Origin of the sequence: Marinobacter albus, from assembly GCF_030238305.1 — a bacterium.
In the GTDB taxonomy this organism is placed as follows: Bacteria; Pseudomonadota; Gammaproteobacteria; order Pseudomonadales; family Oleiphilaceae; genus Marinobacter; species Marinobacter albus.
This window is the reverse complement of the sequence record NZ_JASSQD010000002.1, coordinates 347,786-366,038: the sequence shown is the minus strand read 5'-3', so window position 1 is coordinate 366,038 and position 18,253 is coordinate 347,786. Positions and strand designations below refer to the sequence as shown.

At 62.1% G+C, this 18,253-nt stretch carries 12 protein-coding genes; 3 read left to right on the top strand and 9 right to left on the bottom strand.

Annotation, left to right across the window (positions count from 1 at the left end; all coding sequences use genetic code 11):
- Positions 1-20: 20 nt before the first annotated feature.
- The 4 genes from QQF73_RS13180 to QQF73_RS13165 form a co-directional block, all read right to left on the bottom strand.
- Positions 21-1,823 carry an acyl-CoA dehydrogenase gene (locus QQF73_RS13180; RefSeq protein ID WP_285368495.1) on the bottom strand — a complete coding sequence of 601 codons (1,803 nt, stop codon included), beginning with the start codon at positions 1,821-1,823 and terminating at the stop codon, positions 21-23.
- Between the two features lie 9 nt (positions 1,824-1,832).
- On the bottom strand, positions 1,833-3,017 hold the full coding sequence (locus tag QQF73_RS13175; RefSeq protein WP_285368494.1) for an acetyl-CoA C-acyltransferase: 1,185 nt from the start codon (positions 3,015-3,017) through the stop codon (positions 1,833-1,835).
- Between the two features lie 20 nt (positions 3,018-3,037).
- Complete coding sequence (locus QQF73_RS13170; protein WP_285368492.1) at positions 3,038-5,131, bottom strand: 3-hydroxyacyl-CoA dehydrogenase NAD-binding domain-containing protein; 2,094 nt, start codon at positions 5,129-5,131, stop codon at positions 3,038-3,040.
- A 185-nt stretch (positions 5,132-5,316) separates the two neighbouring features.
- The gene (locus QQF73_RS13165; RefSeq protein ID WP_219867700.1) at positions 5,317-6,144 is read right to left on the bottom strand and encodes an IclR family transcriptional regulator; all 828 of its coding nucleotides are present in this window, start codon (positions 6,142-6,144) and stop codon (positions 5,317-5,319) included.
- Positions 6,145-6,418: 274 nt separating this feature from the next.
- Here QQF73_RS13165 and QQF73_RS13160 point away from each other — a divergent pair, with 274 nt between their 5' ends.
- Positions 6,419-7,348 carry a 2-hydroxyacid dehydrogenase gene (locus tag QQF73_RS13160; protein ID WP_219867699.1) on the top strand — a complete coding sequence of 310 codons (930 nt, stop codon included), beginning with the start codon at positions 6,419-6,421 and terminating at the stop codon, positions 7,346-7,348.
- Between the two features lie 7 nt (positions 7,349-7,355).
- Here the strand turns inward: QQF73_RS13160 and QQF73_RS13155 are convergent, their stop codons facing one another.
- A complete protein-coding gene (locus QQF73_RS13155) occupies positions 7,356-8,699 on the bottom strand; it encodes a hypothetical protein (RefSeq protein ID WP_285368490.1) in 1,344 nt (447 codons plus the stop codon).
- A 200-nt stretch (positions 8,700-8,899) separates the two neighbouring features.
- Here QQF73_RS13155 and QQF73_RS13150 point away from each other — a divergent pair, with 200 nt between their 5' ends.
- Together QQF73_RS13150 and QQF73_RS13145 are read left to right on the top strand one after the other, a co-directional pair.
- On the top strand, positions 8,900-10,105 hold the full coding sequence (locus QQF73_RS13150) for a 3-oxoadipyl-CoA thiolase (RefSeq protein ID WP_219867697.1): 1,206 nt from the start codon (positions 8,900-8,902) through the stop codon (positions 10,103-10,105).
- Positions 10,106-10,126: 21 nt separating this feature from the next.
- Positions 10,127-11,293 (top strand): acyl-CoA dehydrogenase, encoded by a 1,167-nt coding sequence (locus QQF73_RS13145; RefSeq protein WP_219867696.1) that lies wholly within the window; start codon positions 10,127-10,129, stop codon positions 11,291-11,293.
- Here the strand turns inward: QQF73_RS13145 and QQF73_RS13140 are convergent.
- From QQF73_RS13140 to QQF73_RS13125, 4 genes are all read right to left on the bottom strand, one after another.
- On the bottom strand, positions 11,266-11,586 hold the full coding sequence (locus QQF73_RS13140) for a hypothetical protein (protein ID WP_219867695.1): 321 nt from the start codon (positions 11,584-11,586) through the stop codon (positions 11,266-11,268). The two genes, QQF73_RS13145 and QQF73_RS13140, sit on opposite strands and share 28 nt — an antisense overlap.
- A gap of 78 nt (positions 11,587-11,664) precedes the next feature.
- Complete coding sequence (locus QQF73_RS13135) at positions 11,665-13,005, bottom strand: DUF1329 domain-containing protein (protein WP_416383214.1); 1,341 nt, start codon at positions 13,003-13,005, stop codon at positions 11,665-11,667.
- A 49-nt stretch (positions 13,006-13,054) separates the two neighbouring features.
- Positions 13,055-14,947, bottom strand: a complete 1,893-nt coding sequence (locus QQF73_RS13130) for a DUF1302 domain-containing protein (RefSeq protein WP_285368489.1) — start codon at positions 14,945-14,947, stop codon at positions 13,055-13,057.
- Positions 14,948-15,065: 118 nt separating this feature from the next.
- On the bottom strand, positions 15,066-18,041 hold the full coding sequence (locus QQF73_RS13125) for a hypothetical protein (RefSeq protein WP_285368488.1): 2,976 nt from the start codon (positions 18,039-18,041) through the stop codon (positions 15,066-15,068).
- Positions 18,042-18,253: the final 212 nt, after the last annotated feature.

The window sequence follows — 18,253 nt, the reverse complement described above, 5'->3', positions numbered from 1 at the left end:
AACTCCCGTGCTAGTGCGTGTCAGAACTGTTCGTCCACCATATCCAGCGCAGTGGTATCCACGGCCTGCAGCAACTCCGCCGTGCTGATCACGTTGGGCAATTCGTACCGGGTAAAGTAGTCGCAAACCCTCACTTTACCCTCATAGAATTCCGGCGTCTGCTCACCTTTACCGGCCAGACCGGACAGGGCCCGGAGAGCCTGGCGCAGCCAGAGCCAACCCACCACCACATGGCCAAAGGCGTCGAGGTACAGGGTGGCGTTGGCCAGGGCCTTCTCGGTGTTACCACGTTGTTTTTCGCCGTTGATGGCGTCGGTTGCCGCCGCCATGGCACGCATCGCCACGTCGAGCCGATCCGCCGATCCCGTCAGCCGGGCATGTTGCCGGGCCTCAGCCAGGCTCGCCTCCATGCGACGCATGAGTTCGTGGTAGTGCTCACCGCCGGCCATGGAGACCTTGCGACCAAGCAGGTCCAGCCCCTGAATGCCGTGAGTGCCCTCGTGAATCGGGTTCAGCCGGTTGTCCCGGTAGAACTGCTCCACTGGGTATTCCCGGGTGTAGCCGTAGCCGCCATGAACCTGAATGGCGAGGCTGTTGGCCTCCAGGCAGTAGCGTGAGGGCCAGGATTTGATGACCGGTGTCAGCAGGTCCAGCAGGCCGGCGGCCTGCCGGCGCTCGGCGTCGGTGGCGGCGTGTTTTTTCTCGTCCACCAGCATGGCTCCCTCCAGGCACAGGGCCAGCCCGCCCTCGACGTAGGCCTTCTGGGCCAGCAGCATGCGACGGATATCGGCGTGGCGGATCAGCGGCACCTGGGCGGTGGCCGGATCCTTTTCGCCGACCGGCCGGCCCTGTCGGCGCTCCCGGGCATAGTCCAGGGCGTGGAGGTAGCCGGTGTAGCCAAGCATGACCGAGCCCAGCCCGACCCCGATGCGGGCCTCATTCATCATGTGGAACATGGCGGCGAGGCCCTGGTGAGGCTCGCCCACCAGGTAGCCGACGGCGCCGTCCCGTTCGCCAAAGTTGAGCATGGTCGAGGTGGTGCCCCGGTATCCCATCTTGTGGATCAGACCCGCCAGGGCAACGTCGTTGCGTTCGCCGAGACGGCCATCCTCGGTGACCAGGAACTTGGGCACCAGGAACAGGGAAATACCCTTCACGCCTGGTGGCGCGTCCGGCAGACGCGCCAGCACCATGTGAATGATATTGTCACTCAGTTCGTGATCGCCGCCGGAGATGTAGATCTTGCTGCCGAACAACCGGTAGCTGCCGTCGGCCTGGGGCTCGGCGCGGGTGCGCAGATCCCCCAGGGAGGAGCCGGCCTGGGGTTCGGTCAGGCACATGGTGCCGAAGAAGCGACCGGCCATCATCGGTTCGGCGTAGCGTTGCTGCTGCGCCTCCGAGCCCTGCACCATGATCAGGTTGGCGGCGGCAATGGTCAGGCCGGCGTAGCCCTGGGTGCCGACGTTCGCCCCCTTGAGCAGACCGACGCACATCTGCGCGACGGCCGCCGGCAACTGCATGCCCCCGCGCTCGTAATCCTGACTGGCGGCCATCAGGCCGGTGTCCCGGAGCACATCCAGTGCCCGTTTGACCTCGGGCCGCATCACCACCCGGCCCTGCTCGAACCGGGGTTCTTCCTCGTCCACCAACCGGGCGTGGGGCGCAAATTCCTCGGCTGCAACTTTCAGGGCCAGGTCGAGGGCGGCCTGCAGGGTCTCCCGGCTGTGATCGGCATAACGATCAAACCCCAGAACCCGTTCGACGTCGTGCAGCTCAAACAGCTGGAACGCCAGATCCTGAGGGTTGATGATCTTCTGCTGCATGGAGCCCCCTTACACCACCTCAAACAGGCCGGCCGCGCCCTGGCCACCGCCAATGCACATGGTGACCACCACGTACCTGGCTCCGCGACGCTTGCCCTCGATCAGGGCATGGCCGGTCAGACGGGAACCGGTCACGCCATAGGGGTGACCGACCGCAATGGAGCCGCCGTTGACGTTGAGTTTTTCCATGGGAATGCCAAGCCGGTCGCGGCAATACACCACCTGGGACGCAAAGGCCTCGTTCAGCTCCCACAGGTCGATGTCGTCCATGGTCAGGCCATTGCGCTGCAGCAGGCGCGGAATCGCGAATACCGGGCCGATGCCCATTTCATCCGGTTCGCAGCCGGCGACCGCGAAGCCACGGAAAATGCCCATGGGTTCGATGTTGTTCTTCTCGGCGTAGGTGCTGTTCATCACCGTACACACCGAGGCGCCGTCGGACAGCTGACTGGCGTTGCCGGCGGTGACAAACTGCCCCTCCCCGCGCACCGGATCCAGGCCCTGAAGACCTTCAAGCGTGGTGTTCGGCCGATTACACTCGTCCCGGTTCAGGGTCACGTCTTTCTGGCTGACCTCACCGGTTTCCCGGTCCTTCACCAGCATGGAGGCATCGAAGGGCACGATTTCGTCATTGAAACGGCCAGCCTCCTGGGCGGCCGCAGTGCGCTGCTGGGACACCAGGGCGTACTCGTCCTGGGATTCCCGGCTGACCTTGTAGCGCTGGGCCACGATGTCCGCGGTTTCGATCATCGACAGGTACAGCTCCGGCTTATGCTTCATCAACCAGTCATTGGTAGCGTGGAAGCTGTTGAGCTTGTCGTTCTGGACCAGGGAAATGGATTCGACCCCGCCGGCCACCATCGCCGGCACTTTCTCCGACACCACCCGCTGGGCGGCAATGGCAATGGACTGGAGCCCGGAGCTGCAGAACCGGTTGATCGACAGGCCCGCCGTCGTCACCGGCAGGCCGCCGCGGATCGCGGCCAGGCGTGCCATGTTCTTGCCCTGGGCCCCCTCGTGAAAGGTAGCGCCCAGGATTACGTCTTCAACCACGTGCGGGTCAATGCCGGCGCGCTCAACGGCGTGGCGGATCACGTGGCCCGCCAGGTCAACGCTGTGGGTGTTATTGAGGGCGCCACGAAAGGACTTGCCCAGACCCGTGCGGGCGGTGGAAACAATCACTGCATCAGACATAACTACTTACCCCAATAGATTTACAGATCTCCGAAGGACTTGCCCTCGGCAACCAGTTTTTTCAGCAGAGCCGATGGTTTCCACTGGTCACCTCCGAGTTCGTCGTAATATTTCTCCACCGCCTGGAGAATGGTATCCAGGCCAAGCTGGTCGGCCCAGAACATGGGGCCGCCCCGGTAGGCCGGGAAGCCGTAGCCATAGATCCACACCACATCGATATCCAGGGCCCGGTCCGCGATCCCCTCTTCCAGAATCTTGGCGCCTTCGTTGATCATCACGAACATGCAACGCTCCAGGATTTCCTGATCGCTAATCTCGCGCGGCGTGATGCCCTGCTCCTTGCGGAAGTCGGCGATGATGGCGTCCACCTCCGGGTCGGGAATCGGCTTGCGGCTGCCTTCTTCGTATTTGTAGACCCCGGCCATGGTCTTCTGCCCCAGGCGATTCTGCTCCACCAATTTGTCCACCCAGCTCGCGGGCACATTTTCACCGGCGTTGCGGCGTTCCTCACGGATGCGGTAACCCACGTCAATGCCGGCCAGATCCGACATCGCAAACTGACCCATGGGGTACCCCAGATCGGTCAGGACCTTGTCCACTTGCTGGGGCGTGGCCCCCTCGTTGACCAGCGACATGGCCTCGGCGCCGCGCTTGTGCAGCATGCGGTTACCGACAAAGCCGTAGCAGTTGCCGACCAGCACACCCACCTTTTTGATCTTCTTCGCCACCGCCATCACCGTGGCCTTCACCTCATCGGAGGTCTTGCTGCCACGGACGTTCTCCAGCAGCTTCATGACGTTGGCCGGGCTGAAGAAGTGCATTCCGACCACATCTTCCGGACGCCCGGTGGCCGAGGCGATCTCATCGATATCCAGGGTCGAAGTATTGGATGCGAGAATGGCGCCGGGCTTACACACGGCATCCAGTTTGGCGAAGATCTCCTTCTTGATCGCCATGTTCTCGAATACCGCCTCGATGACCAGGTCGACCTCTTTGAAGTCGTCGTAGGTCAGGCTGCCGGAGATCAGCGCCATCCGCTCTTCCACCTGCTGCTGGCTGATGCGGCCCTTCTTGGCGGAGTTCTCATAGTTCTTGCGGATAATGCCCAGGCCCTTGTCCAGAGCCTCCTGCTTGACTTCAACAATGGTGACCGGGATACCGACGTTGGCGAAATTCATGGCAATGCCGCCGCCCATGGTGCCGGCGCCGATAATGCCCACGCTGTTGATGTCGCGAACCGGCGTATCCTTGGCCAGACCCTTGACCTTGGACACCTCCCGCTCGGCGAAGAAGGCGTGAATCAGGCCCGCCCGCTGGGGCGACTCCATGCATTCGGTGAACAGTTCACGCTCGCGCTTCATGCCCTCGTCGAAGGGCAGCTCGAACGCGGCCTGAATCGCATCGACACACTTGAATGGCGAGAACAGGCCCCGGGCCTTCTTCTCAAGGCTGGCACGGAACTGGTCGAACACGTCGCTGCCCTTGTCCGCCTCCAGTTTTTCGGTCAGATCGCGTACCCGACGGACCGGCTTGCCCTCATCGGCAATTTTCTGCGCGAACGCCAGGCCGGCGGCCTTGATGTCGTCGCCGTCGTCCACCGCATCGACAATGCCCAATTCCAGGGCCTCGCGGGCATCGACGAACTCACCGGTCGTGATCATTTCGAGGGCTTTTTTGGCACCGGTCAGGCGCGGCAGGCGCTGGGTGCCACCGGCACCGGGCAACAGGCCCAGCTTCACCTCAGGCAGCCCCACCCGGGCACTGCTCAGGGCAATCCGGTAATGACACGCGATGGCCGTCTCAAGACCGCCACCCAGAGCCGTGCCGTGGATAGCCGCCACCATCGGTTTGTCACTGTTTTCGTAGTGGTCCATGACCTCCGGCAACCCCGGTGACTGCATGGGCTTGCCGAATTCGCGGATATCCGCACCGGCAATAAAGGTGCGCCCCTCGCACACCAGCAACAATACCTTGGCGCCGGAGTCCTTTTGCCCCTGTTCCAGTGCGGCCACGAGGCCGGAACGAACCGCGTGACTGAGGGCATTCACCGGGGGATAGTTCACCGTAATCACGCCAACGGTGCCTTCACGGTTGTAAGTTACGACCTCAGACATAATTTCTCCTCGCCTAATATGGAATGTAGTTTTAACAAGCGAAACATGGGTACGATTTAATAGGAGTTTTTCCGACGTTTCAACCACCAATTAAAGACCAGACACAAAAAAACCGCAGAGTTTCCTCTGCGGTTTCTTGGTAAGACCCCGTGGCTAAGGCACTTCAGTGGTGCCGGCCCCGGCGCTCAGACGCCCAGGGATTCGATATCGCTGGCCAGCATGGCCAACTGGTGGGCAATGGTTTCGCGCAGTTTCTCGCCCGGCACCAGGTAGGAGGGGGCGGCACAGGTCAACGCCATGATGGTGCCATCCTGCAGCTGGATCGGAACGCCGGCGGAGTTGATGTTCCGGTCCCACTCACCGAGCGACAGACAGAAACCATACTTTTCATAGTCTTCCTTGGCGCGCTCAAGCCCTTCCTTTTTCTCCGGCCAGCCTTCGGGGCCGTATTTGGCCTCCATGGCGTCATCAATCATTTTCCGGGCCTTGTCACTGATGGCACAGTAATACGCGCGACCGGCGGAGGTGGTGGCCATCGGCAGCTTGAGCCCGATGTCCATGCGCAGCAGAGAGGCTTCCGGCGGCAGGCGATTCTCCACATAGATCATGTGCAGGCGGTCACGGCAGGTCAGGCCAACCGACATGTTGGTCTGGCGGGCAAACTCGTCCATGTAGGGTTTGGCGAGCTGGCGAACCTTAAGGTTGGAAACGTAGGCATACCCCAACGCCAGCACACCGGAACTGAGCTGGTATTTTTCCAACTGCACGTTGTAGCTCAGGTAGCCCAGCTTGGTGAGGGTGTAGGTCATCCGCGAGACCGTGGGCTTGGGCAGACCGGTAATCCGGGCGATGTCCTGGTTGCCCAGGATCACCGAACCCTGGCTGAAGGCGCGCAGGACATCAAGCCCGCGCGAGAGTGCCTCGACGAATTTGCGATCCTTCTCCGGCTTCACCGGTTCACCATCACCAGAGGCAACCATCAGTTCCGGTGAAGTGGTTTGTGCTTTCGACATAGTGAGGCGTCCTCCGACAGCTTCGCCTGATCCGGTGTCCGGGATATAAGTCCCATGCATACAAAAGATGCGGTATTTTAATCGCTGATGAAATCAAGTACCACAAGGTCTTTTCAAAATCTGTGCCGAATATGAAACACTCTTCCCGAATGTTTCATAAATTTAATGCTAACGGCTGGCTGAAGGCCGTATTTGGTGATTTTTTTCGGCATTTCGTTTTACTCAGTAAAATAGCATAACCAGATAACCCTGATATTTCGAGCGTGGAGCCGCCATGAAAGTAGTTTTTGTCGCCGGTGATCCGAAACCGGAGCGCTGGACCGCACCAATCAGAACGCTGTTACCCGAGGCGGAAGTGTTTACCTGGGATCCGGACGGCCCCGCCGTCGAGGCAGACTATGCGATCGTCTGGCAGCCCCCTGCGGCACTGTTCGAACGGGAGAAGAACCTGAAAGCGATCTTCAACCTGGGGGCTGGCGTGGATGGCCTGATGGCTGTTTCGGCCCTGCCCCCGGAGCTTACCGTCGTGCGCCTTGAGGATGCCGGCATGTCCGTGCAGATGGCGGAATACGTCCTGCATCAGTTGGTGGAGGCCAGCCGTGACATGAACCGCTATCGGGAACAGCAGCGACAGTGCACGTGGAAGATCCATCGCCCCATCCGACGTAACGAATGGCCGGTCGGCATCATGGGCCTGGGCCAGATCGGCCAGCGGGTCGCCCGCACCCTCACGGCCCTGGACTACGAGGTCAACGGCTGGGCCCGGGGCGAACACAGCCTGGACGGCGTCACCACCTATGCGGGCTCCGGCCAACTGGGGCAATTCCTGAACAGGACCCGGGTACTGGTCAACACCCTGCCGCTGACCGATGCCACCCGTAATCTGATCGACTATCCGCTGCTCAGCCAATTGCAGCCGGGCGCGGTGGTGATCAACGTGGGGCGGGGGGAATCCCTGGTTGAGGAAGACCTGCTGCGCGCTCTGGACGAGGGCCAGGTGGCCCGGGCCTCGCTGGACGTGTTCCGGGAGGAACCTCTGCCGGCGGACCACCCGTTCTGGCGCCATCGGGGCATCACCGTCACGCCGCACATCTCGGCACGCACGCTTCGCGAATCCACCATCGAACAGATCACCGGAAAAATCAGGGATCACGCCGCGGGCATGCCGATCAGCGGCGTGGTCGACCGCTCACGGGGTTACTGACCCCCGATCAGCGCAGGATTAACGCCAGGAACGCCAGCAACAGCGGCACCGCGATCAGCACGAACACCCCGTTCCAGCGGAACGCCACCTTCCAGCGGGATATCTGCCCGAAGCGCGACAGCAGCATCACCGACGGACCAAACGGCGACAGCATCATCGCCAGCGAGAACCCGATGACCAGCGCAACCGCAATGGGCAGCGGGTCCACGCCCTCGGCAACCAGCTGGGGCAGGAATCCGGCCTGGATGCTGAGCACAGTAATCGGAATGATGCCGATGGCCGACAGCAGCGGCAGCATCAGCAGGCCGGCGGCGGCCAGCACGAACACGCCGCCGGCCTGAGCGGCCAGGCCGCTCAGGGCATCCCCTGGTATAACGGCGGACAGGGTCACACCGAGAATGGCCGAGGCGGCAAAGATGGCCATCTCGTTGCTCATTGCGGATATCTGGACCGACGACTCCCGGGCAATGGTTACCGGGGACCGGTCCAGCCACAGCATGTAAAGCAGGGTAATGGCCGGCACTGCCAGCATGGCCGCCGCCGACACCTTCAAGCCGGTGAGCGCCACCAGCGTTGCCATCACGGAGAAGACCACGAGGACCAGAACCAGCAGCCTGACCGTGCCGGCCGGCCACTGGTCCAGCGCAACGCGCTCAGTGCTGACCTGCCGGAAACGGCGCTGTTCAAGCAGCCATCCCAGCAGAACCAGGGCAACCGCTGCGGTCGCACCGAATGGCAGCAGCATGGACCAGCTCAAGACCGGTAGTTCCCGGGTCAGGATCGCCACCGCCACGCTCGTGGGGGCAACCAGAGGCACCAGGGCAAAGCCCCGAAGCGTACTGATCAGCACACTGCGCAACCATCGCAACCTGGACTGACCGGTGATTCCGCGTTCGCTCAGCGTCTCCGACAGGGTGCCGCACAAGAGATTCATCATCCCGAAGCTCAGTACGGACGCAATCCCACAGCTGACGAGGGCGTATTTCGGGTACAGCCAGACCGGGCGACCGCCCAGCAGCACGTCGTGGATGCGCCGCAGCACCTCGAACCGCCGGACCAGGCACTGCATCATGCCGAGGCTGCCGAGAAACGCGGCATAGAACGCGGCATCCGCCGATGCCTTGATGAGCTGGGGCGTCGTCAACTCGCCCTTATAGGTCAGCCACGCGGTGACCGCCAGCGCTACCACCAGAAGGGCCCGGGAGTAGGCTTGCAGGCGCTTACCGGCCCACAGAAACCCCACCAGAAACAGCACGCCGGCCAGGGCACTCAACGACTGGCTGGCCAGGCACATGGCAACCAGTTCCAGGACAACCGCAATTGGCAACAACCCGCGTTCCACTGCCGTCATGATTCAACCGGCCCGAAAGGGATGGTCTCTGCTTGCATTTCAAACACACCCGGATTAGTCTTTCGTGAACTCATTACAAAACTGTGTTTCGCTTAACGAAACTATACTAGCATAAATGACCAGGCAGACCCGACAGCTTTCTTCGCCGGGCTCTTCAGCTCACAATGACATCTGGTCCCCTGTATATAGAGGAAGCAGCCATGAGCGCTTATATCTATGACGGACTGAGAACTCCCTTCGGCCGTCACGCCGGCGCCCTCGCCCCGGTTCGCCCCGATGACCTGCTGGCCAGCGTGATCCGGGCCCTGGTTGAGCGCAATGCCTTCGCCCCCGAGACCTATGAGGACGTGATCGCCGGCTGCACCAATCAGGCCGGCGAAGATGCCCGTAACCTGGCGCGCCATGCCGGGCTGTTGGCCGGCCTGCCGGTTGAGACCGGCGGCTTGACCGTCAACCGCCTGTGCGGCTCGGGACTGGCCGCCATTATTGATTCCGCCCGTGCGGTCAGGTGTGGCGAAGGCGACCTGTTTGTTGCCGGCGGTGCCGAGAGCATGAGTCGCGCGCCGTTCGTGATGGCCAAGAGCGAGTCCCCGTTCAGCCGGGATTTCCGAGCCTTCGACAGCACCATTGGCGCGCGCTTCCCGAACCCGGCCATCGAACGGGCGTTTGGTGCGGATACCATGCCGGAAACCGCCGACAACATTGCCCGGGAGCTGAATCTGGACCGGGACCTGGTTGACCGGTTTGCTGCCCAGAGCCAGGCCCGCTTCGAGGAAGCCCGCCGCGCCGGCTTCTACACCGACGAGATCCTGCCCATCGAGGTGCCGCAGGGGCGTAAAAAACCACCAGTCACCGTCAGCGAGGACGAGCATCCGCGCCCGCAGTCCACGGTAGAAGCCCTGGCCGGTTTGCGGCCGCTGTTCGAGGGCGGCGTGGTCACCGCCGGTAATGCCTCCGGCATCAACGACGGCGCCGCGGCCCTGATTATTGGCTCCCGGGAAGCCGGCGAAAAAGCCGGCATGCAGCCCCGGGCCCGGATCGTGGCTTCCGCCATCGCCGGCGTGGCTCCCCACGTCATGGGCTATGGCCCGGTTCCCGCCAGCGAAAAAGCGCTGGCCCGCGCTGGCCTGAGCCTCAAGGATATAGACGTTATCGAGATCAACGAGGCCTTTGCCGCCCAGGTTCTCGGTTGCACCACCCGATTGGGCATTGACCCGACCGATTCCCGGCTGAATCCGAACGGGGGCGCCATTGCCGTCGGCCACCCCCTCGGCGCATCCGGGGCACGAATTGCACTCACTGCCACCCGCCAGCTGGAACGCAGCGGCGGACGCTACGCCCTGATCAGCATGTGCATTGGCGTCGGCCAGGGCATTGCTGCTGTTATTGAACGGGTTAACCACTGATTTTTACCGAGGAGAAACACCATGGCTTCCGCACCCTGGGATGATTTACTGCAACTCGATACACAACTGGATGAAACCGAGCGCCAGGTTCGCGACAGCATCCGCTCTTTCTGTGACCAGCGCCTGATGCCCGGCATTATCGAAGCCAACCGTCACGAGAAGTTCGATCGCACCATCTTCAACGACATGGGCGAGCTGGGCATGCTTGGCGCCACGCTGCCGGAAGAGTATGGCGGCCCGGGCCTGAACCATGTCTGCTATGGCCTGATTGCCCGGGAAGTGGAGCGGGTCGATTCCGCCTACCGCTCCGCCCTGAGCGTCCAGTCGTCACTGGTCATTCACCCGATTCACGCCTTTGGCCAGGAAGCCCTGAAAAAGCGCATCCTGCCGCAACTGGCCTCCGGCGAAAAGGTGGGCTGCTTCGGCCTGACCGAGCCCAACCACGGATCTGACCCGGGCAGCATGGAAACCCGCGCCAAGAAAGTTGACGGAGGCTATCTGGTCAGCGGCTCCAAAACCTGGATCACCAACTCCCCCATTGCCGACGTGTGCGTGGTCTGGGCCAAACTGGACGGCAAGATCACCGGCTTTGTGATCGAGCGCGGCGCCAAGGGCCTGGAAACCCCGAAAATTGAAGGCAAGTTCTCCCTGCGGGCGTCCGAGACCGGCTCCATCTTTATGGACGAAGTCTTTGTCCCGGACGAGAACAAGCTGGACGTGGAAGGTCTGAAAGGCCCGTTCAGCTGCCTGAACAAGGCCCGTTACGGCATCAGCTGGGGCTCCCTGGGCGCCGCCGAGTTCTGCTGGCACGCGGCCCGCAACTACACGCTGGAACGCACCCAGTTCGGTCGGCCCCTGGCGGCCAACCAGTTGATTCAGAAAAAGCTGGTGGATATGCAGACCGAAATTACCCTGGGCCTGCAGGGTGCCCTGCAACTGGGTCGGATGATGGACGCCGGCAACTACTCAACCGACGCCATCTCTCTGATGAAGCGCAACAACTGTGGCAAGGCACTGGACATCGCCCGGGTTTCCCGCGACATGCATGGCGGTAACGGTATTTCCGACGAATACCACGTGATCCGCCACGTGATGAACCTGGAAGCGGTCAACACCTACGAAGGGACCCACGATGTCCACGCCCTGATTCTGGGCCGTGGTCAGACCGGCATTGCTGCCTTTAGCTGACCCCGGGGCGCGTCAGGAGTCAGGGCCTCGAGGTCTGCGCAAATATCGCAGTGAGGTTCCTGACACCGGGCGACGGAATGCTGGACAAACGCCCGGGCCAGCCCCGGCTCACCCCGTGTGAGCCGACCGGAGCATACGGCAACATGGCGGTACAATCCCTCCACCGCCTCCAGGCGTGAATCGTAGGGGCCGAGCTCCGGGATTTCCCGGGTCCGGACCAGCCACCGGCCATTCCGGTAGACCAGTCGCTGCTCGATTTCGAACAGCAGTGTGGTTTGCATCAGTTCCAACATGACGTCCACTCCTTTATCCGGGGCTCGACTCCGGGCCAGTCGTCGCTGCCCCGGAGCCGGAACCCGCCAACCGGCGCCCTAGCGAACACCTGCCCGACGCAGTGCCGCAGGGGTGTACTCCCGCGAACTCCGCTCAGTGCCGTACTCGTAAGGGTTGTCCTCCTCGTTGGTCATGCCCATGACCAGGTACCGGCCAGACAGCAGATCGTAGAGGGTTTCGAACGCGTACGCGGGAATGTTGGCGTCGTAGATCTGCATGGCGTGCGCTTCGGCGACGCGCCACAGATTGCCGCGGCCATCGTAGTGATCGACCAGGGCGATCTGCCAGGTGTCCTCATCCAGATAGAAGTCCCGAACCTCGTACACGTGCCGCTCTTCATCCTTGAGGGTGGCCTTCACATGCCAGACCCGATGCAGCTCGTAGCGGGCCAGGCTCTGGTCAATGTGACCCGGCTTGATGATGTCCTCATAATCCAGCTCGCCACTGGCCAGACGGTAGGAGTTGTACGGGATGTACATCTCTTTCTTGCCCACCAGTTCCCAGTTGTACTTGTCCGGCGCACCGTTGTAGAGATCGAGGTTATCGGACGTCCGCTGACCGTCCGCCGCGGTACCCGGTCCGTCGTAGGCAACGTTCGGGGCGCGGCGCACCCGGCGCTGGCCGGAGTTGTACAACCACGCCCGACGGGGCTCCTTCACCTGGTTAATGGTCTCGTGCACCAGCAGTACGTTCCCGGCCAGTCGCGACGGCGCGGTGATCGCCTGCTTGAAGTAGAACATGACGTTCGGATCCTCCGCCGGATCGTAGTCTTCCAGCGCCACCCGCTCGGTGAACGACTCGGTAAATTTCACCGGACTGAAATCGCCATTGGGTTGCGGTGTCACCTGGGCGACGTTGCGGGTGAACGAACCGCCACGGTAGCGGGTGATGTGATTGAAGATCGCCTCCAGGCCATTCCGGGGAATCGGGAACGGTGTCGCGGTCTGGTAGTTCTTCAGGCCATTGCCGCTTTCCACCAGTTCCACCTCGGTGGCATTTTCCATGGTCTGCTGCTGGACCGCTTCCGGGTAGGTAGCCGTCCGGCGAGTCTGGTAGACCGGGAGGAAGTAATCATCGTGGGACTTGATCATGGCGATCTGGCCGGGGCTCAGCTTGTCGGCGTACTGGTCCAGATTGGCCTGATTGATCCGGAACAGCTCGTTGTCGCCGGCGAACGGGTCTACGTACCGGCCGTCGCCCTTGTACGCCGCCGGCGCCTCGGTCAGACCACCGGTCCAGGCCGGGATTTCGTCGCCATTGCCCGCCTGCTTCGCACCCATCGGGGTCAGGGTGTCACCCAGTTTGGCCGCTTCCTGCGCGGAGACCGCGGCAACCGCAGACCCGGATGTCAACAAGGCACTGGCCACTGCGCCATACATAAGGGTTCTGATCGTGTTCATGGATTGCTCCTGTTACGTCACGCGTTGATTAAAAGGAATAGGAAACTGAGGCAGCCACAAAATCACGGTCGTTCGTGACGTTGTAATCGCCGCCAAAGTAAGTGGTGTAACTGAGGTTCGCCTTGTAGGCGTTCTGGTAGGTGGCTTCGAGGCCGAGCCCGATGGACTTGTTGCCTTCGCTGAAGTTGCCGCCCGGATCCGGTGCGTAGCCTTTTACATCGTGGGTCCAGAACAGTTTCGGGCGAAGATTCACGCCTGCCACCGCGTCCGGGTAATCCCAGACGAACAGTGTTCGGTAGCCCCACGAGAACGAGGTGGTGAACCCGTCGCCTTTGCAGTTGGTCGCGTTGATGTTCAGGCGTGGATCGCTGTCCGTGCCCTGGCTACAGAAATCGCCGGAGAAACTGGGGCCATCCAGCGGTACCGGCCCGACCCCGTAGATGCCCGAGCGGCCATAACGGGCCTGGGATTTGCCGGGGAAATCGTGGATGTAGGTGGCGCCCACCTCACCGACGATAATGAAGCGGGCCGCGCCCATCACCCGGTCGATAAAGTGAATCGCGGTCGCCTGGGCCTGGGACACCTTGAACCGGTCATAACCATCCACGGCATCACCGGCATAGTTGCCGCCGCTGGCCCGTTCCCGCTGCTCCAGCTTGCTGACCACCTGGCCGTCAGGGCCACGCTGTTGCAGGCCACCGTAGATCAGTTCGAAGGTGTTCCACTGGATCGGCAGGTTGGGCCGGAAGCTGTATTCCGCGCCAAGCGAGGTGCCCGTGGGCAGCGTGGTGTTGATGCTCAGGCCGAACAGGTCGATGCCCTTGGGATACTCGATGAAGTAACTCGGGAACCGGGAGAACGGCTTGCTCGGATCGTTGAACTGGTTGGCCTCCGGTGACTCCGGATTATTCACCACTCCACTGATGTAGGGCAGGCGGCTGTGGTAACGGGTGTAGAACAGCCCGAGTTCGGCATCCAGGTCGGTGATGAACCAGCGGGCGGCCATGCCGAACTGATCCTTGTCGCCGGGCTCCCTGTCCCCCAGGCGGGGTGCGATGAAGCCTTCCTCGAACGCCTGGGAATCGGGCACCTGGCCTGCCAGCAGAACCGGCCCGCAACCATCGGCGGCGACGTCCGCGGAGGAGAAGAAGGTACCGCAGTCATCAATCCGGAACGGCTCCCAGTCGGTCTGCACAAAGGCCTCGATGGTGACTTCCGGGGTAATGCCGACCGAGGTGTACAGCATCTCCACCGGCAGGAGGACGTCCTTCAGTTCTGCGCCCGGCGCCCGGAAGGCCGGCACGTCAATTGGGTTAATGGCATTGATGCCACCGAGGATGAAGGTGCTTTCGCCCCAGTTGACGACCTGGCGACCGTAGCGGAGGGAGACCGGGGTATCCCCGAAATACCAGTCGGTGAAAACGTAGGCATCGAGCAGGTCCGCCCCCGCTGCGTTGTCCTTGGCTTCCTCATTCAGTTCCCGGCGCTGCCCGACCGGATCGACCGCCCGGGGATTGTCCTTGAGCTCGTGATCGTAGTAGTAACTGCCGCGCACGAGCGCGCCGACCCGGGTAAGCACGTCGCTGTCGGGGGCGTAGTCCAGGAACAGCTCACTGCGACCGCGCAGGATCTGGGAATAGGGTTCGCCCTTTTCAAAATTGAGGTTGCCGTCGTCGAAGTTATTGGACGACGCGCCGGTGTCACTGAACGCGAATTCCGGCCCCAGGTTGCCCTGGGAGATCAGGTCCTTGTCCTGGTCTTCAAGACGATAGGCAATGCCGGCGGTCAGAGTCGTACTCAGGGAGGCGTCGATCTCGTAGATGTCGAAATCGAAGGCCGCGACCGATGTGGAAAGGCAGACCAGTTGCACCGCCAGCGCCAGACGGGTCGTTCCGGGGAATGGGGAGTTTGTTGTTGTCATTGCGTTTGCTCCGCAAGTTTTGGGCAAAGCCTCCCCGTGTGGCGAGGCTAACGCCATGATTTACCGTGTATCTGAAGGATTTCAGACCGGTCCCGGCATCCCGGGACCGGTCTCGGGATCAAATTGGCAGGCCACCATCCAGGAGGCCGCCACCGCCGCCTCCGGTGCCACCGTCTCCGCCGGATCCACTACCGTCACCGGAATCGGTATTGCCATCGGCCGTGCAATCGGTGCCGGTTGTATCCGCATCCTTGACGACGCAGGGGTTGTTGACGGTGACCGGATCGTTGCCGGTAAACAGGGTGAGCATCTGGAACACCATTTCGTCGAACACGGCCCGGGAAGAAAAGCTGTCTGCACTCTTCTGACCGGCGGAAATCGGGTTGCCGTGGGAGCCTTCCAGATAGCGGGTGATGTAGGGCAGGTCGGTACCCAGCGGCGTGGACTCCGCCGCCATGGCCGCGGCCAGGGGATCTGTTCCGGCCATCGGCATGTTCTCGCCCTCAATCACGAAGCCGGTTTCCGGAATCGTGGTGGACAGCGGTCCGAGCGCGTAGAGCAAGGGATCGGCGGCGTTGGGAATGGTGTCATCGGTGGGCCGATCAACATCGTCGGGCACCCCGACAATCTCGGTCAGAAGCACAGGTTTATCCCGGTACAGCGGCCCGAACGCGGTCGGATCCGCGGAATCCAGCAGGCCCTGGAACACATTGAAATAGATGTTCAGCTCGGTGCGCCCCTGAGTCAGGAGGCCAGCCGAAGCGGCATCCAGGCCTGGCAGCACCCGCGGCGCGATGGACTGGGAGTTCTCTGCCAGACGGGTAAAGCCGCCGCCGGTGTTCAGGAAGTTCGAGGCCGTGATCGGGCTCAGACTGGCGTTACCGGCTTCGATGGCCGCGTTGTTGACGTGGGGAAACGCTGCGCCGCCCATCCCGCTCAGGGAATGGCTCAGGAAGTAGACCCGATCCGGATCCAGGTTCAGGGACTGCGGGCAGTCGGCACAGGCGTTGATCGCGTCCTCGATCGCTTGCAGTGACGCACTCACGTTCAGCAGGTCCAGCGCCCCCTGACGCATGTTGTCACGGGTGTTGGCGTAATTGGCGAAGTTCAGGAACAGGCTGCCGGACTCCGGCGCTTCCAGCTCCCCCGCCGGCACGGGGCTGAGGTCGGCGCTGGCGGCAAAGCCGAAATGGCGCTCAGTGGCGTCCGCCGAGGCACCGTCCTGGGTGGTGATGGGATTCAGGCCCACGATGCCCTCACCGAAAATACCGTGCAGCGGCTGATCAATGCCAATGGTCACAAAGCAATCGTGGCTGTTGGCAGGGTCCGCACACAGCAGCCCGGCCGCCGTGGCCATCGGCAGGATGGCGGAACGGTCGGTGGTCACCGCATGCTGGTAAATGATGACCGGATAACCTGCGGCCGGCTGCTGGCCGGCAATGACCAGGTTATCCGTGTCCGGGGCCGCCACCACAAGGGGTACGGTGGTGTCGGCAACCTTGCGCGCGAACGGAAACCGGTAGCTGATCCGGTCAGACGGTGCGGCGCTCAGTGTCTCGTCGCCGGAAAAATCGGCGGGCAGCCAGCTTTCCGTGGTGAGCGGGGAACCATCCCCTTCCGCCGGCAGGGCCTGGAAGTAGGGCAGCGTGATCTCGCCCTCATAGACATGAACGTTCAGCGGCGTGCCGGCGACCTCCTGGGCGAGTGCCGGATTAACATCGCCGCCGTCGCGCTGACTGAACACGGAGACCGTGCGGGGTTTGGGCGTATCCACCACAGCTTCGGCGGCCGACGCCAGGCTCTGGGCCCTGGCCTCGACATCGATATTGGCATCGGTCGCCAGGGCGGTTGCCACCTGCACGATGTGTGCGATCCGGCGATCCGAACCGGCATCGGCAACCACGTCGGCATAGAGAACGGGGGTGTCACTGGCGTTGGCGTCCATCAGGATGGTGGCCAGACTGTCGTCGTAAAGACGGAACGCGGGATCTGTCAGGGTGGCGTAAAGCGCCGAGTTGAGGTTGGCCTCTTCGCCGTTTGCACCCTCGCCAAGGGGCTGGTCACTAAGGTTGTAGAAACCGTCAACCAGTTTGCCGAGTTCCTCCTGGCGCTGGGCGCTCGCCAACATGGAACGGTAGTAGGTAAACGGTGCCGCGTTGGCGAGGATCACATCCTCCACCGCGGTGGTGGTGATCGCGGTTGCGTATACCACGTCATCAAAGCCGGACCGGAAACCCGCGGATTCCTCAGATTCCCGCTTGAAGTCGAAATAATCGGTCACGAGCCTGCGGGCCGGCAACATGGCGTCCCGGAACGGCTGGAACGCCGCGTTCGACAACGTACGCTCGGGATCGGCAACGGACTGGTACACCGGAGAGCCGACCAGTGGCTCGCCACTGGCATCCACTATGTCGTTGGTCAGCGCCAGCACGTACTGGGTCTTGGCCGCCAGCGGTGTCAGTGGCAGCACCCGAACCAGGTTGTTCTGACCACCGTCGATGTCCAACAACTCCACCCGGACCTTTTCCGCCAGCAGGTCGCTGAAAATGGCGTCGGCACCGGCGGTGTCACCCTGCGCCTGCAGACGCCGGGCCTGACGATAGCGTTCCGCCGGCGTCAGCCCGGGGGCTTCCGCTTCAAGCGGCCGGAGGGCATCGCCGCTGGCGTACTCGACCGGGACCAGGAACACATTCTGTTCGGGATTCGGGACCACCGCGCCGTCGATCTCGACGAAGTCGCGGGCATCCAGTATCTGCTGGTCATCGAGACTGGCGCTGATCTTGACATCGATGGGCGCCAGTACCGAGGCGCCATCGAGGAACCCGATACCCTGGGTAACCTGATTGGCCGGATCGGTGCCGTTAAGCATGGTACCGTCGTCGATTTCACTCAGAAAAAACAGGGCATCGCTCGGAATCACGAACTCTGTTTCCAGTGGATCGAAGAGTGGATGGGTCCCACGTTCGATCAGGCCGCTGTTGATCCGATAATCGGGATTGGCGTTTTTCTGGGTCTGGCTGCTGCTGTCCAGGCAGCCGGTCAAACCAACGGCGGCTGCCGATATGGCTGTGAACAATACGTTGCGGATAAGCATACTCTGTCACCTTTGGGTTTCTTGTAGTTCGGCGCTTCCATCGCCATTAGCTGCCCACCACGTAGGTCTAATTGCAAAGGTTCCAAAGCCACCCGGAGATTTTCCGAAAAAACTCCGCATACCAGCCTTAATATTTTGATTTTGTTGACATTACCGCCGTTCTTTTTTTTACAATACGGACATACCCGCAGAGGCCCGGGGCTGATAGACTG

Bases quoted from the DNA above. Each gene is read 5' to 3' on its own strand.
- QQF73_RS13180 (WP_285368495.1), bottom strand. From the start codon at position 1,823: ATGCAGCAGAAGATCATCAACCCTCAGGATCTGGCGTTCCAGCTGTTT.
- QQF73_RS13175 (WP_285368494.1), bottom strand. From the start codon at position 3,017: ATGTCTGATGCAGTGATTGTTTCCACCGCCCGCACGGGTCTGGGCAAG.
- QQF73_RS13170 (WP_285368492.1), bottom strand. From the start codon at position 5,131: ATGTCTGAGGTCGTAACTTACAACCGTGAAGGCACCGTTGGCGTGATT.
- QQF73_RS13165 (WP_219867700.1), bottom strand. From the start codon at position 6,144: ATGTCGAAAGCACAAACCACTTCACCGGAACTGATGGTTGCCTCTGGT.
- QQF73_RS13160 (WP_219867699.1), top strand. From the start codon at position 6,419: ATGAAAGTAGTTTTTGTCGCCGGTGATCCGAAACCGGAGCGCTGGACC.
- QQF73_RS13155 (WP_285368490.1), bottom strand. From the start codon at position 8,699: ATGACGGCAGTGGAACGCGGGTTGTTGCCAATTGCGGTTGTCCTGGAA.
- QQF73_RS13150 (WP_219867697.1), top strand. From the start codon at position 8,900: ATGAGCGCTTATATCTATGACGGACTGAGAACTCCCTTCGGCCGTCAC.
- QQF73_RS13145 (WP_219867696.1), top strand. From the start codon at position 10,127: ATGGCTTCCGCACCCTGGGATGATTTACTGCAACTCGATACACAACTG.
- QQF73_RS13140 (WP_219867695.1), bottom strand. From the start codon at position 11,586: ATGTTGGAACTGATGCAAACCACACTGCTGTTCGAAATCGAGCAGCGA.
- QQF73_RS13135 (WP_416383214.1), bottom strand. From the start codon at position 13,005: ATGTATGGCGCAGTGGCCAGTGCCTTGTTGACATCCGGGTCTGCGGTT.
- QQF73_RS13130 (WP_285368489.1), bottom strand. From the start codon at position 14,947: ATGACAACAACAAACTCCCCATTCCCCGGAACGACCCGTCTGGCGCTG.
- QQF73_RS13125 (WP_285368488.1), bottom strand. From the start codon at position 18,041: ATGCTTATCCGCAACGTATTGTTCACAGCCATATCGGCAGCCGCCGTT.